General features: G+C 50.3%; 12 protein-coding genes. 6 read left to right on the forward strand and 6 right to left on the reverse strand.

Annotated features, from left to right (window positions below):
- Positions 1 to 80: 80 nt before the first annotated feature.
- The gene (gene panC / locus AC2YIT_RS10805; protein ID WP_487279182.1) at positions 81 to 923 is read right to left on the reverse strand and encodes a pantoate--beta-alanine ligase; all 843 of its coding nucleotides are present in this window, start codon (positions 921 to 923) and stop codon (positions 81 to 83) included.
- A 205-nt stretch (positions 924 to 1128) separates the two neighbouring features.
- Between panC and AC2YIT_RS10810 the strand changes: the two genes are divergently transcribed.
- The 4 genes from AC2YIT_RS10810 to AC2YIT_RS10825 all read left to right on the forward strand — a co-directional run bounded on the left by AC2YIT_RS10810 (position 1129) and on the right by AC2YIT_RS10825 (position 5490).
- Complete coding sequence (locus AC2YIT_RS10810) at positions 1129 to 1935, forward strand: glycogen/starch synthase (RefSeq protein WP_019941941.1); 807 nt, start codon at positions 1129 to 1131, stop codon at positions 1933 to 1935.
- Positions 1936 to 2142: 207 nt separating this feature from the next.
- Positions 2143 to 3984 carry a glutamine--fructose-6-phosphate transaminase (isomerizing) gene (gene glmS / locus AC2YIT_RS10815; protein ID WP_487279183.1) on the forward strand — a complete coding sequence of 614 codons (1842 nt, stop codon included), beginning with the start codon at positions 2143 to 2145 and terminating at the stop codon, positions 3982 to 3984.
- 128 nt (positions 3985 to 4112) lie between these two features.
- Positions 4113 to 4706 (forward strand): gliding motility lipoprotein GldD, encoded by a 594-nt coding sequence (gldD, locus tag AC2YIT_RS10820; RefSeq protein ID WP_430844594.1) that lies wholly within the window; start codon positions 4113 to 4115, stop codon positions 4704 to 4706.
- Positions 4707 to 4782: 76 nt separating this feature from the next.
- The gene (locus AC2YIT_RS10825) at positions 4783 to 5490 is read left to right on the forward strand and encodes a hypothetical protein (RefSeq protein ID WP_291204025.1); all 708 of its coding nucleotides are present in this window, start codon (positions 4783 to 4785) and stop codon (positions 5488 to 5490) included.
- A 4-nt stretch (positions 5491 to 5494) separates the two neighbouring features.
- Here the strand turns inward: AC2YIT_RS10825 and AC2YIT_RS10830 are convergent, their stop codons facing one another.
- Together AC2YIT_RS10830 and AC2YIT_RS10835 are read right to left on the reverse strand one after the other, a co-directional pair.
- Complete coding sequence (locus tag AC2YIT_RS10830; protein WP_487279184.1) at positions 5495 to 6286, reverse strand: SDR family NAD(P)-dependent oxidoreductase; 792 nt, start codon at positions 6284 to 6286, stop codon at positions 5495 to 5497.
- An 84-nt stretch (positions 6287 to 6370) separates the two neighbouring features.
- Entirely contained in the window at positions 6371 to 8089 is a 1719-nt protein-coding gene (locus AC2YIT_RS10835; protein ID WP_430844598.1) for an IlvD/Edd family dehydratase, read from the reverse strand.
- Positions 8090 to 8238: 149 nt separating this feature from the next.
- Between AC2YIT_RS10835 and AC2YIT_RS10840 the strand changes: the two genes are divergently transcribed.
- Positions 8239 to 9453 carry a serine hydrolase gene (locus AC2YIT_RS10840; protein WP_487279185.1) on the forward strand — a complete coding sequence of 405 codons (1215 nt, stop codon included), beginning with the start codon at positions 8239 to 8241 and terminating at the stop codon, positions 9451 to 9453.
- Here AC2YIT_RS10840 and AC2YIT_RS10845 read toward each other — a convergent pair whose 3' ends face one another.
- Complete coding sequence (locus AC2YIT_RS10845) at positions 9454 to 9849, reverse strand: MerC domain-containing protein (protein ID WP_487279186.1); 396 nt, start codon at positions 9847 to 9849, stop codon at positions 9454 to 9456. It abuts the gene before it with no gap.
- A 191-nt stretch (positions 9850 to 10040) separates the two neighbouring features.
- Between AC2YIT_RS10845 and AC2YIT_RS10850 the strand changes: the two genes are divergently transcribed.
- Positions 10041 to 10451, forward strand: a complete 411-nt coding sequence (locus tag AC2YIT_RS10850; protein WP_291204040.1) for a Fur family transcriptional regulator — start codon at positions 10041 to 10043, stop codon at positions 10449 to 10451.
- A 37-nt stretch (positions 10452 to 10488) separates the two neighbouring features.
- On the opposite strand, the gene AC2YIT_RS10855 is transcribed toward AC2YIT_RS10850, so the two are convergent.
- On the reverse strand, positions 10489 to 11043 hold the full coding sequence (locus AC2YIT_RS10855) for a hypothetical protein (RefSeq protein ID WP_487279187.1): 555 nt from the start codon (positions 11041 to 11043) through the stop codon (positions 10489 to 10491).
- Between the two features lie 38 nt (positions 11044 to 11081).
- Positions 11082 to 13412, reverse strand: coding sequence for a TonB-dependent receptor (locus AC2YIT_RS10860; RefSeq protein ID WP_487279188.1), 2331 nt, complete (start codon positions 13410 to 13412; stop codon positions 11082 to 11084).
- Positions 13413 to 13479 lie beyond the last annotated feature (67 nt).

Genomic DNA, 13479 nt, shown 5'->3' on the forward strand with positions numbered 1-13479 from the left:
GGTCGAAGCGCGTTGCAGTACCGCGCTTCGACTCCGCTCAGCGTGACATTCCTAAAAGATTCAGAACGACGTTCTATTTGTCAAAAGATAATATTGTCGATCAGCCTTACCGGGCCGAGGAATGCTGCTACACAGATCGCATTGGAGCCTGCGGAACCGATTTTTTCAACCGGTAGCAGGGTTTTGATATTAATTACCTCAAAATAGTCGAGGGTAAATTCCTTGATCTTTTCAAATTCACTCTTCGCCCAGCCGACGGCTTCGCTCACGTGCTTACCCGCGCGCAGGTCCTCGCCAGCGGTGGCGAGTATGCGGTATATATGCGGCGCGAGCGCGCGCTCGGCTGCGCTCAGGCGCGTGTTACGCGAGGACATCGCCAGCCCATCCGTTTCACGAACGGTAGGGCATACCACCAGCTCGAACCCGAATGCGAGGTCATTGACCAGCTGGCGCACTACCGATACCTGTTGCAGGTCTTTCTGACCAAAATACGCACGGTGCGGCTTTACGATATTGAACAGCTTCGAAACCACAATGCCGACGCCATTGAAATGCCCCGGCCGCGAAGCGCCTTCCATCACCGTTTCCAATGCACCGAAGTTCATTTTAACGACGGGCTGTTCGGGATACATTTCTTCCACCGACGGCGCAAAAACAGCGGAGCAGCCCGCATTTTCAAGCATAATGCAGTCGGCTTCGAACGTTCTCGGGTATTTGGCCAGGTCCTCGGGATTGTTGAACTGCGTCGGGTTCACAAACACACTGCAAACGACGATATCAGTGTCTTTTTTTGCGGCTTCAATCAGCGAAATATGGCCTTTGTGAAGGGCTCCCATCGTGGGCACGAGGCCTATGGTTTTCTGCCGTAAAACTTGCTGATCCAGGTATTGGCGGAGGCTTTTGACCGAAGTGAATACTTCCATGTAAAATTCGAAAACTGAGGAGTAACCTGCGGGCTACGGTTGCTTTTTCAAGATAGCATTAACCGTAAAGCAGATTATGGAAACATCAGGACAGGGAAATCCCAAACTGGGCGCAATATGACAATTAGTTTGGAATATCTTTTGAAATTGCCATTTTTTTTGTATAATTTTGCAAAACTTTTTTTCACAAACTGCTAAAAGATCTATGGAGAAACTACGAATTTTGTATGTAGCCAGTGAAATCAATCCCTTCCTCCAAACAACCGATGTTGCCGATTACGTTAGAAAACTTCCTCAGGCAATGCAGGAAAAAGGGGCAGAAATCAGGATACTCGTTCCGCGTTTCGGGTTGATCAACGAACGCAAAAACAGGCTTCATGAAGTAGTTCGACTGTCAGGAATCAATATTACCGTAGGAGATGAAGAAAAGCCGCTAATCATTAAAGTAGCTTCGATTCCCAATGCGAAGTTGCAGGTCTATTTTATAGATAACGACGATTACTTCCATCGCAAATCCGTTTTCTTCGATAAGGAAAACAACTTCTTCGATGACAACGACGAACGTGCGATCTTCTTTTGCAAGGGTGTTTTGGAAACAGTTAAGAAACTGGGATGGGCCCCGGACGTGGTGCACTGTAATGACTGGATGACGGCTCTGATTCCATTGTACCTGAAAACCACTTACCGTAACGATCCGATGTTCAAGGACACGAAAAGTGTGTTCACCGTACACAACAATGCATTTGACTACAAATTCGATGCGGATTTGCAGAGCAAAGCCAAGGCTATGGATGTGAGCGATGAGGCGCTGGCGCATTTGCATTCTGCCGATTTCGAAGGTTTTGTCAAAATCGGATGTGCTTATGCCGACGCGGTGCTGAAAGCCGAAGAGCATTGCAGCGCGAGTCTGAACGAAATTTTCAACAATGCACCGAAACGCGTGCAGCTCGACGAGCAGGATGAGAATTTCTCGGAGTCTTACTACAATCTCTACAACGATCTGGTAAGCTAACAGATAGATTTCACAGGGCAAAAAAGCCGGCGATTCGAAGAGTCGTCGGCTTTTTTGTGTTTTTCAGGAATGTTTCGTGTGTTCGAGCACTGTCCATAAATTGGATATTTTTTAGTATTTAATTAAAAATTAGCTTGCTAACGACCGCCGTTTGCCATTTATTTGCCTCGTCTAGGACATACACAAAAATTAAAATATTTTAAGAATATGTGCGGAATTGTGGCTTATGTTGGAAACAGGGAGGCATATCCTTTGATTTTAAAAGGACTAAAACGTCTGGAATATCGCGGCTATGACAGCTCTGGAATTGCGCTGCTGGAAAATGGCGAATTGAATATTTACAAGAAGAAGGGAAAGGTGTCCGACCTGGAATCGGAACTGAACGGAAAGCAACTGCCGGCGACAATCGGCATTGGCCATACGCGCTGGGCCACCCACGGCGAACCGAACGACGTAAATGCGCACCCGCATTACTCCAACAACCGCAGGCTGGCGATCATCCACAACGGCATTATCGAAAACTACGCTTCGATCAAGCAAAACCTGATCGGCAAAGGCCACCAATTCCTGAGCGATACGGATACCGAAGTGCTGATCCATTTTATCGAGGATGTGCAGAAAGAAACGGGTGCTACGCTTGAAGAGGCCGTCCGGCTTGCATTGAAAGAAGTGGTAGGCGCCTATGCGATTGTAATCATGTCGCTCGATCATCCCGGTCAGCTCATTGCAGCGAGGAAAGGCAGCCCGCTGGTGATTGGTGTGGGTGAAAATGAATATTTCCTCGCTTCCGACGCCACGCCGATTATAGAATATACCAAAGACGTGGTGTACCTCGACGACTATGAAGTGGCCGTGATCAATGAAGGCAAGCTGAGCATTCAGCACCTGGATAGCACCAAAGAAACCACCCCATACATTCAAAAGCTTGAAATGGAACTTGAAACCATCGAAAAAGGCGGTTACGACCATTTCATGATCAAGGAAATTTTCGAACAACCCCGCTCCATTGCCGACTCCATGCGCGGGCGCCTCCGTGCGGACGACGCGCACCTGCAACTAGGCGGTCTGAACGACTACCTCGACAAACTTGCGCAAGCAGACCGCGTCGTGATTGTCGGCTGCGGTACCTCATGGCACGCCGGGTTAGTGGCCGAATACATGTTCGAAGAGCTGGCGCGCATTAATGTGGAAGTGGAATATGCCTCGGAGTTCCGCTACCGCAACCCGGTGATTAAAGAAAACGACATTGTTATAGCCATTTCACAATCGGGTGAAACGGCGGATACCCTGGCGGCGATCGAGCTGGCGAAGTCGAAAGGGGCGACGATATTCGGCGTATGCAACGTGGTGGGCTCATCCATTGCCCGCGCTACGCATGCAGGTGCTTATACACACGCGGGGCCGGAGATTGGCGTGGCCAGTACCAAGGCATTCACGGCCCAGGTGACTGTGCTCACGCTGATGGCCATTGCCGTGGCGAAACGCAAAGGCACGATTTCGGAAGAAAGTTACCGCCAGTTGCTGATCGAGCTCGAAACGATCCCGGCGAAGGTGGATAAGGTGTTTGAGAACGCGGCCAAAATCAAAGAAATCGCATTCATATTCACCTATGCGCGCAACTTCATTTACCTGGGGCGCGGTCTGAACTTCCCCGTGGCACTGGAAGGAGCATTGAAGCTGAAAGAAATTTCCTATATCCACGCCGAAGGTTACCCCGCGGCGGAAATGAAGCACGGCCCTATCGCGTTGATCGACGAGGATATGCCGGTGGTATTCCTGGCCACCAAAGACAGTTCATACGAGAAAATCGTGTCGAACATCCAGGAAGTAAAGGCTCGTAAAGGCCGCGTGATTGCCATCGTGACCGAAGGCGATACATTAATCCCCGGCATGGTCGATTTTGTGATCGAAGTGCCCAATACCCATGAAATTCTGACACCGCTTGTTTCCGTGATCCCGCTGCAACTGCTATCGTATTACATTGCAGTAATGCGGGGCCGGAACGTGGATCAACCAAGAAATCTTGCCAAATCTGTTACCGTCGAGTAGCGGAAGAGGGAGCCGGAGAGCGAGACTGTCATCGACGGTTTCGCTTTTTTGTTTTCAAGGGTATAGGCAAAAATAATGTTCCAACGTTTTCGTTAGTTTTGCGCATGTTTGCCAACGGGACCTGTTATATGTACAAATTCATTTTCGCGATTTTCCTGCCTGTTTCATTGCTGCTTATCTCAGGTTGTAAAAAAGAAGGGGAGCAGACCTACATCCCCAAACCCAAAGGCTATAATCGCATTGATCTGCCCAAACATAGCTACCGCCGATTGACCGAGGCACATCCTTACACATTTGAGTATTCCAAATATGCGGTCGTGGAACCGGATACATTTAAAACAGCCGGGAAGGACTGGATTTTCATCACTTACCCCCAGTTTAAAGCCAATATCCAGATTACCTACAAGGCCCTCAACAACAATCCGGCATTGCTGAAAGCCTTTATTGATGACAGTTACAAGCTTGCCAGCAAGCACCAGATCAGGGCGTCGTCGATCCAGGAGCAGCGGGTTTTGGGCAAGACTGGCCGTACTGCAATGCTGTTTAAAATTGAAGGCGACGTGCCGAGCCCCTACCAGTTTTACACGACGGATAGTACCGGGCACTTTCTGAGGGGGGCTATTTACTTTCCTACGGCTACTAAAAATGATTCACTGGCGCCTGTGATCGATTATTTACAGGCCGATATGTTGCAATTGCTCAACACGTTGGAGTGGCGATAATATTACCAGCCTGCTGTTGCGGCGGAAACCGGAAGGACGTATCTTTGAAAGTTAACACCTCAACAACGACCTCGATATGGCCCGGAAACAGCCCAAAAACCAACTCCTTCTTGATTACTCTGTCCGCGGTAACCGCATTGTCCTCCATTTGGGCCAGGTAGAAAGCCAGCGGATTGCGGATCATCTCTTCGAAGGGCTGGTGAACGGAGACTGGATGATCGAACCGGCGGGTGAGGTAGCCGATATTTCCTACGCGCAGGATATCGTGCATCAGATCGGGCATAAGCTGCCGTATCCCGACGGCATCAAAATCGCGCAGCTGCATAACGTAGATCCGCTTTTCAAAGGATTCTCTGCAATTTATCACCAAAAAGGATGGGTTTTTGTGAATGCCGCGTCGGATATCAACGAACGCAATTACCACATTCATTTGCTCACAGTTTCGCTCGGCCTGCATACGATTTATGCCAACACGGCCTCGCTCGCAGCGCGTTCGGAGCAGCTGATTTTTGAAGCGTTACTGCCTTTCGAAGAAGTGGAGAGCTTTTTCAGAAATGATATCTCCAAAATCCCGGAATTCCTGGCATCGGATATAGCCAATTTCTTCAAGGTGCCGTTCCCTATGGTGTTGAAAAGGGCATTGAATCTGAAAATCATTTCGGACGATCAATACCGCAGTTTCATGACCGTCAACCCGAGCGCCGCTGCCAAGCCACGTGAGCTGTTCTTTTCGAAAGACGGTAGCATCGATGACCTGGAAGCGCAGCTTTTTTCGGGAGAATAAGGAGCTATTTCACATTCATATTGCTTAGATCGGGCAGGGGGCTCACGGATGTCCAGCCGCCGTCGACGATCAGGCTTTGTCCTGTAATGTGTCCCGAATGCGGTGATAACAGGAACAATGCGGCGTTGGCAATGTCTTCACAAATGGCGGGCCTGCCCATAGGCGTGATCGCCGACCATGTTTTGGGATAGGTGGGGTCTTCTGCTAATGTCCGCTCGGTGAGCGTCGCGCCAGGCGCCACGGCGTTGATGGTAATGCCATGTGGGGAAAGTTCAAGCACAAGGTTTTTGGCCAGCATTTCCAATCCTGCCTTCGTCATTGCATAAGCCCCGAGAAACTGATGTGCCTGGTGCCCTACCACCGACGACATGAGCAATATCCTTCCGCCCGATTTCTGCTTTCGCATTTGTTTCGCAGCCGCTTGGGTGAGCAGGAAGGAGCCCATGAGGTTCACTTCAAGTACCTTGCGCAGATTTTCGGCAGGGTATTCGAAGAAATCCCCAAATAGCGTAATACCGGCATTGCAGACGGTCAATGTGAGTTTGCCGAAGCATTTCACGGCTTCGTCCACCATCGCGTCGATCACTTCCGGCTGGGAGGCGTCGCCAGCGAAGGCCACGCATTCGCCTTCCTTGTTGCGTATTTTCTTGGCTGCTTCTGCGGCCAGTGCTTTGTTGCTATCGTTCAGTATAACCCCAGCGCCCTGGCAGGCCAGTTGTTTTGCTATCTCGAAACCGATTCCCTGTCCCGCGCCGGTTACGATAGCGACATGGTTATCAAAAAGTTGGCTACTCATTGTAATGCTAATTTGAAAGCGGGTAATGCGCCGGGCCGTCTGCCGCGGGGCTGCTGATCATCTGACTAACGCATTACCAGCCTGTTAATGCGAATCTCTCGTTACTTTATCGCCCGAACCGCCTTTGAGGAAGTCGAGGTCGGCACCTTCGTGTGCCTGCGTTACGTGGGCGATGTGCAGGTTCACATAACCGCGGTTATAGCCCAGGTCAAGTGGCTTCCAGAGCGTTCTCCGGCGTGCGAGCTCTTCGTCCGACACTTCCAGATGCAGCCTTCTGTTTTCCACATCCAGTTCAATATAATCGCCGTCCTGTACCAGGGCGAGGTTACCGCCCACCGCTGCTTCGGGGGACACGTGCAAAACAACCGTTCCAAAACCGGTACCGCTCATCCGTCCATCGGAAATGCGTACCATGTCGATCACGCCCTGAGCTAGCAGCTTTTTAGGTAACGACATATTACCCACCTCCGGCATGCCCGGGTAGCCCTTCGGTCCTACATTTTTCAATACCAATATACTATTTTCATCCACATCCAGGTCCGGATCGTCGAGGCGGAGCTTATAATCGTCGATATCCTCGAATACGATCGCCTTGCCACGGTGCTGCATCAGTTCCGGTTTCAGAGAAGCCGATGGCTTGATCACCGCGCCATTCTCGCAAAGGTTTCCGCGCACTACCGCAAGGCCGGTTAGGTCTTTAATGGGCTCTTCCATCGTACCGATCACTTCCGGATTGAAGCATTCCGCGCTCGCCGAGTTTTCGGCCATGGTTTTGCCATTGGCAGTGATTACCGATTGGTGCAAGATGCTGCTAAGCTCCTTGATCACGACCGGCAAACCTCCTGCGTAGTAGAAGTCTTCCATGAAATACCCGCCCGAAGGTTGCAGGTTGAGCAATAGCGGTACTTTTTTACAAAGATCATTGAAATCATCCAGGCTCAAATCCACGCCAATGCGGCCAGCGATGGCGAGCAAGTGAATCACAAAGTTGGTAGAACCACCAATTGCCGCATTGATCATAATCGCGTTCTCGAATGCCTCGCGCGTGAGGATTTGCGACAGTCTCAAATCTTCCTTCACCATTTCCACAATGCGCCGGCCCGACAAATGCGCGAGGACTTTCCGGCGGGAGTCTGCGGCAGGTATTGCAGCGTTTTCAGGCAATGTAAGCCCGAGCGATTCAACCATGCACGCCATGGTGGAGGCTGTACCCATTACCGCGCAGTGGCCGTCGGAGCGGCACATGCAGGCTTCGGCAGTGTAAAGTTCTTCCTGCGTGAGTTCGCTCTTACGGTGCAGCTCGCTAAAACGCCACACGTCACTCGTACCGATCGTTTTTCCGCGGTAGCGGCCGGTGAGCATCGGTCCTCCAGAAACCACGATCGTAGGGATATTCACACTTGCCGCGCCCATGACGAGCGAAGGCGTTGTTTTGTCGCAGCCGCAAAGCAGAACCACGCCGTCGATCGGATTGGCGCGGATGGATTCTTCCACATCCATACTTGCGAGGTTGCGGTATAGCATCGCGGTCGGTTTGATGAGTGTTTCGCCCAGCGACATCACCGGAAATTCGAGCGGAAAGCCACCTGCTTCCCATACTCCGCGTTTCACCGATTCCGCCAGCTCGCGGAAATGCCCGTTACAAGGTGTCAGCTCCGAAAATGTATTACAAATACCGATTACCGGCCGTCCTTCAAACTCATCAGAGGGATAGCCTTGATTTTTCATCCAGGCACGGTAAATGAAACCGTCCTTACCCGATTTACCAAACCAGCCCCTGCTGCGCAACTTGTTTTCTTCCATTATTCGCCTTTTTTTATGTCTAACCAGAAAAGGAGCCGGGGAGTAAAAACTAATTCCGGGTACCCTTTAAAATAAAAATCGTATATTCGGCTAACACGTGCCCGGTATTCTCCATGCTTTTTTTTAGAAATCATAAACTGTTGCTTTTCTTGTCTTTACAGCTGGCAGCCCTGCCCATTCACGCACAGTACCATTCGGATAATTTCATTGAAAAATTATTAAAAAAGCATCCCGAGCGCTTTTCGGCGATCCTCGAAGATCCTGACAAATACAGGGTACAGGTGCTATACACGAAGATCGACAGGAATAAAAACAACATTCCGCATTTTACTACGCATGGTTACCGCGTGAATACCGGGGAGTATTTTTATCCGGCGAGCACGGTTAAGCTACCGGCTGTCGCACTGGCATTCGAAAAATTGAACAAACTGGGTATTGATAAATATACGCCGATGTTCACGGATGCAGTAAGACCCGAGCAAACTGCGGTGAAAGCCGATACAAGCTCTGAGGATAAGCTGCCCTCGGTGGCGCATTATGCCAAAAAGATATTGCTGGCGAGTGATAATGATGCATTCAACCGGCTGTATGAGTTCATAGGTCAGCAGGAGTTTAACGACAGCCTGCATAGGAAGGGTTTTAAGGACGCCCGCATTTTACACCGCCTCGATTCGCCGATCGGACCGGAGAATAATCGCTACACGAACCCGATCCGCTTCGAAAAAGATGGCAGGATTGTCTTTGAACAGCCTGCGAAGTATAATGAAAAGGAATACAATGCACCCGGGCCGATTAGGTTAGGTAAAGGTTATATGAAAGACGGCATACTGGTGAACGAGCCGTTTGATTTTACCAAAAAGAACTTCTTCCCGCTTGAAGAACAGCACCGACTTCTGAAAACGCTCTTCTTTCCTGACCAGGTGCCGGTGTCTCAGCGGTTTAACCTCACAGACGAGGATTACCGGTTTATGTACCAATATATGTCGCAGTTTCCCGTCGAAACGAGCTATCCCGCGAGCTATACCGATGATTACTACGATGGCTATGTGAAATTCCTGCTCTTCGGGGCCACCAAAACGCGCCTTCCGCGCCATATCAGGCTTTTTAACAAATGCGGGGATGCATACGGTTTCCTGCTCGACAATGCCTATATCGCCGATTTTGAAAAAGGAATAGAATTTATGGTAACAGCCGTAATCTATTGCAACGAGGACGGTATTTTCAATGACGACAAATACGATTATGACACCGTAGGTTTTCCATTCATGGCCAATCTCGGTAAAACGATTTTTGAATACGAGCTCGACCGCAAACGTCCGAACCGTCCGGATTTAAGTCGCTTCGAAGTGGAATACGATAAGTGATCAGCGGGCGCGAAACTTCAACCGCGGGGCGATCTGGCAAATGTAGAGGTTAATGAGATGGCCGATGATTAATAAACCCGAACCTGCATAACCCAGCCAGGAGAATACCTGATGATGTCCTTCAAAGATTAATGAAACAGCGAAGATAGCTAATGCGCTCCAAAGGAAGATGCGCAGGCCGGTAGAGCGGTGGTCGCGTGTGGCATAATAAACCGCAATACCATTAATGAGAATAAACAGGTAATCCAGCGAAATAAGACCGATATGGGCGTGGTTATGCGTCGCTACCGACGAACCGAGGGCCAATGCAGGGACCAGTATGCAATGGATAATGCACAACACGGATCCGAGAATCCCTATATAGTCGGCCCTGCCATGTGAGTGTACTGCTTTCATTTCCTACATACAATAATGTTGCAAAAATAAGACCCTTGGCTTGAACTTGCAACGGGGTTGCAGAATATTTTTGGGGTGCGGTCGGCCGATCCATGAAAGTGTAATCGGAATGCTTGGAATTTGAACCGGTTAGAACTTAACTTTGACGGGAAAGGTTTTAGAAGGGAGGAATTATTAAACTGTTGGAAACAATGGACCAGTTAAGAGAAACGCTGAAAGTACATCACCTGCGCACGACCACGTGTCGCGAGGACGTGCTTTCAACATTTATCAATCGGAAAAACGCATTATCGCACGGGGACCTGGAAGGGGAGTTGGGAGAGAATTACGACCGCGTAACCATATACAGGACACTCAAGACGTTCCTCGAAAAAGGCATTATACATAAGGTGCTCGATGATGAAGGGCTACGCTATGCATTGTGCTCGCACAGTTGTTCGGAAGAAAAACACCAGCACGATCATATCCATTTTAAATGCAGCTCATGCGGCGAAACCAACTGCCTCGAAAACCTGCACATTCCGGCGGTCCAGCTACCGGAAGGTTACCATCCCGAACATTTCAATCTGCTGATACAGGGCGTTTGTCCCAAATGCAACTAGTAAAAGGGATCAGTCGCACGGCTGATCCCTTTTTGTTTTATTGGACTTTCAAATGGAAATCCAGGTTCACATCATCGCTACCGGGCGTAGGGGTGCCGTTTTTAGCTCCGGGCTGGTGGCGTAATTGTACTTTCAATGTGCCGTGACCTGCCGCGCCGGTTTTTGCGGAACCGGTGATGCCGATCGGGTAGTTATTCTTGTCTTTATCGCCGTAAGTGTAGGTCAGCAATGCAGCAGGGCTGGGTGTGTACACAAACAGGTGCTCGTCCGATTCCTCTTCCACTTCTTTGGTAATATCATCCACGGGCGACTTACTCTCGTCAAGCAACTCGATGGCCAATGTGTAAGTCGTATTCGGTTTCAGCGAAATCGTATCGAATTTCGTAGGTGCATTGCCACCGTCGCCGTCGGCATCCTTGTAGGAAAAGGTGCTGACGTTGGAGGTGCCTTGCTCGGTAAATTTCAACGTTACGGAAGTGATCAGTTCGTTTTCATCGTCCGGCACCACGTCGTCCCCCGAGTCTTTACATTGCACAAAGGCGGTTGTCATCGCGGCGAGCAGCATCCAGGTCAGCTTGCGGTTCATTTTCATACGTAATAGGTTTAAGTATTGTATTAAAATTCATTTTATCAAGTGCCAAACTTCCATTTCAGGCGGAGCGACGCGTTGCGGCCCATATCGTCGGCGTAATAGCGGAATCGGTTCAGGTAATCCCTGTAAACGGTATTGAACAGGTTCTGAACATTGACACCGATTTCCAATTGCTGTTTTTCAGAAACTTTCAGTGTCGCGCCGGCTTGCAGGCTCCAGAGGGAATAGCCCTTCGGAGGCGGCATAAAATCACTGTTCACGGGAACGCGTTTTTGCTCCGCCACGAGCAGGTTACCAATTGAGATAAACCCGTCCTTCCATTTGCCGCGGTCGGCGAGCTGGTATTTCAATGCATTATCGAGCCGGTTGGGCGGGATCATCACCAGGTAACCGTCGCTGCGTTCGTCGTACACGCGCAGGTAGGTGAGCTTGCTCGAAATGGTGGTGCGCTTCACAAACTCCCAGCTTCCCGATACATCCAACCCTTTGAAAGAAGCGTCGGTTTGGGTGTATTTGAAATAGGGAAATGCCCCTCTGATCGTTAGAATGGGTTCCGGTTGTGGTTTCAGGTATATGAAATCAAAAATGTAATTGTAATAACCGCCTACTTCCACGCTCCATTTTGGCGCGGCGTATTTCACGCTCGCTATCGAATTGAGGGCCTTTTCAGGTTGTAAAGTGGCGTCACCTTTCTCATACGCGGCTGCGCCGTGATGCACGCCGTCGCTGAACAGCTCGCTCACGTTAGGTGCGCGCCAGGCCGTACCCACGTTCACACGTGCAGAAAGGCGTTCGGAAAAGTTACGTGTGGCCCCGGCCGTTCCCGAGAAATTACTGAAATCGAAATGGTCGGCGATCTTTTCACGGTTCACGATCCGGTAGGTTTTCAGGGTCCGGTAATCATAACGAAGGCCGGCTTCGAGCTCCCATTTACTGGTCACATACCGTTCGATCCAAAACAGCCCGATGTTGAACTGGTTAAAATTGGGAATCAGCGGGCGGCCGCTCATGAGGTTGTATTGGTATAATGTGCTCACACCAACCTGCCCGCTGATTTTCCCGGCAATGGGTTTGTGGTCCCAGACCACGTCGTTTGTCAATGAAGTGAGTTTAAATGTCAGTTCGGGATGATTAAGGGCCGCTATACTGTCGTTCCGCGGCCGGTGCAGGTCGAATTCATTGCGATTATTATACTGCCGGGCGATCGTCCATTGCAGCCGGTTGCCGTCGCCGAAATGGTAGTGTGTTTCGGTTTTCAGCAACTCGTGCGTCGCATTCTGGTTGGGCCGGTTAATGGCATAGCTGAAACCGGATTTGACGAACGGCTCGCCGTTTTTGATCACATTGAGTAAATCGGTGACACTACCAATGTGCGAGCCGGAGAAAATGCCAATTTGTGTATCGAATCGGCTGTAAAACACATCGATGCCCAGGCCTTTGTGCCGGTAACCTGCCGCGAGCGAGAAGTTGTTTTCACTAATGCCGGTATTATCGAGGAAATAATTGGGTGTACGAATATTGCCGCCACGTTTAATGGTACCCTGCGCACGCCAGCCAAAGCCTTTTACGAAGTTCAGCCCGCCCTGCATGGTGCCCGACAATACGCCCTGGCGGCCATTGGAAAAGCCTACTGCATTCAATTCACCGGTAATGGGCTTGTCGATCGGCAGTTCTTCCGGCTCCACCAATATCACCCCGCCGATGGCATCGGAACCGTAGCGCACACCCGCAGCGCCCTTTACCACCGAAATGCGCGTTGCAATGAACGGATCGATTTCCGGCGCGTGCTCTGAGCCCCATTGCTGGCCTTCCTGGCGAATGCCGTTGTTCATGATCAGTACGCGGTTGCTGTGCAGACCGTGAATCACGGGTTTGGCAATAGAAGAGCCTGTTTGCAGTGTGGTCACACCGGTGACACCTTTGAGGCTCTCGCCCAGTGTTTGGCCACGTGTCTTGTCTAAATCCGCCCCCGAAAGAGTAGTTAATGGTTGAGAAGAAGGTGCATCCGTGCGGTGCGCGGTAATCTCGACATCCTTTAAATGCACTTCCTGTTCGAGCAGGTTGAAGTTTTCTTCATGTCCGGCCGTAAGGTCTATTTTTTGCTGGAATGGCGTGTAGCCGACAATGCGGCATTCGAGGGTGTAGTTTCCTGGACAAAGGTTGCGGAGCTCGTAACGCCCGTTCACATCGGTGGAAACGCCGTCGCTCTGTCCGACAATCAGCACGGTGGCGCCGATAATCGGCTGGCCGGTATGCCGGTCTTTCACGATACCTTTCACAAAGCATTCGCACGCCGGTTTCTGGGCCATGGCTGTCGGCGAAAACAGTGATAGCAAAAGGATGAGGAGCGAAAATCGGGCAGCGGGCATGTAGCGGGTTACGTCTTTTTGTTACAACGTTGCAAAAATAGGATCATTGCAACTGTGTTGCAATTAA

The organism is Dyadobacter sp. SRI_021 (genome assembly GCF_057586235.1).

Coding starts and splice junctions, on each gene's coding strand:
- panC (WP_487279182.1), bottom strand. CDS start 923: ATGGAAGTATTCACTTCGGTCAAAAGCCTCCGCCAATACCTGGATCAG.
- AC2YIT_RS10810 (WP_019941941.1), top strand. CDS start 1,129: ATGGAGAAACTACGAATTTTGTATGTAGCCAGTGAAATCAATCCCTTC.
- glmS (WP_487279183.1), top strand. CDS start 2,143: ATGTGCGGAATTGTGGCTTATGTTGGAAACAGGGAGGCATATCCTTTG.
- gldD (WP_430844594.1), top strand. CDS start 4,113: ATGTACAAATTCATTTTCGCGATTTTCCTGCCTGTTTCATTGCTGCTT.
- AC2YIT_RS10825 (WP_291204025.1), top strand. CDS start 4,783: ATGGCCCGGAAACAGCCCAAAAACCAACTCCTTCTTGATTACTCTGTC.
- AC2YIT_RS10830 (WP_487279184.1), bottom strand. CDS start 6,286: ATGAGTAGCCAACTTTTTGATAACCATGTCGCTATCGTAACCGGCGCG.
- AC2YIT_RS10835 (WP_430844598.1), bottom strand. CDS start 8,089: ATGGAAGAAAACAAGTTGCGCAGCAGGGGCTGGTTTGGTAAATCGGGT.
- AC2YIT_RS10845 (WP_487279186.1), bottom strand. CDS start 9,849: ATGAAAGCAGTACACTCACATGGCAGGGCCGACTATATAGGGATTCTC.
- AC2YIT_RS10850 (WP_291204040.1), top strand. CDS start 10,041: ATGGACCAGTTAAGAGAAACGCTGAAAGTACATCACCTGCGCACGACC.
- AC2YIT_RS10855 (WP_487279187.1), bottom strand. CDS start 11,043: ATGAAAATGAACCGCAAGCTGACCTGGATGCTGCTCGCCGCGATGACA.
- AC2YIT_RS10860 (WP_487279188.1), bottom strand. CDS start 13,412: ATGCCCGCTGCCCGATTTTCGCTCCTCATCCTTTTGCTATCACTGTTT.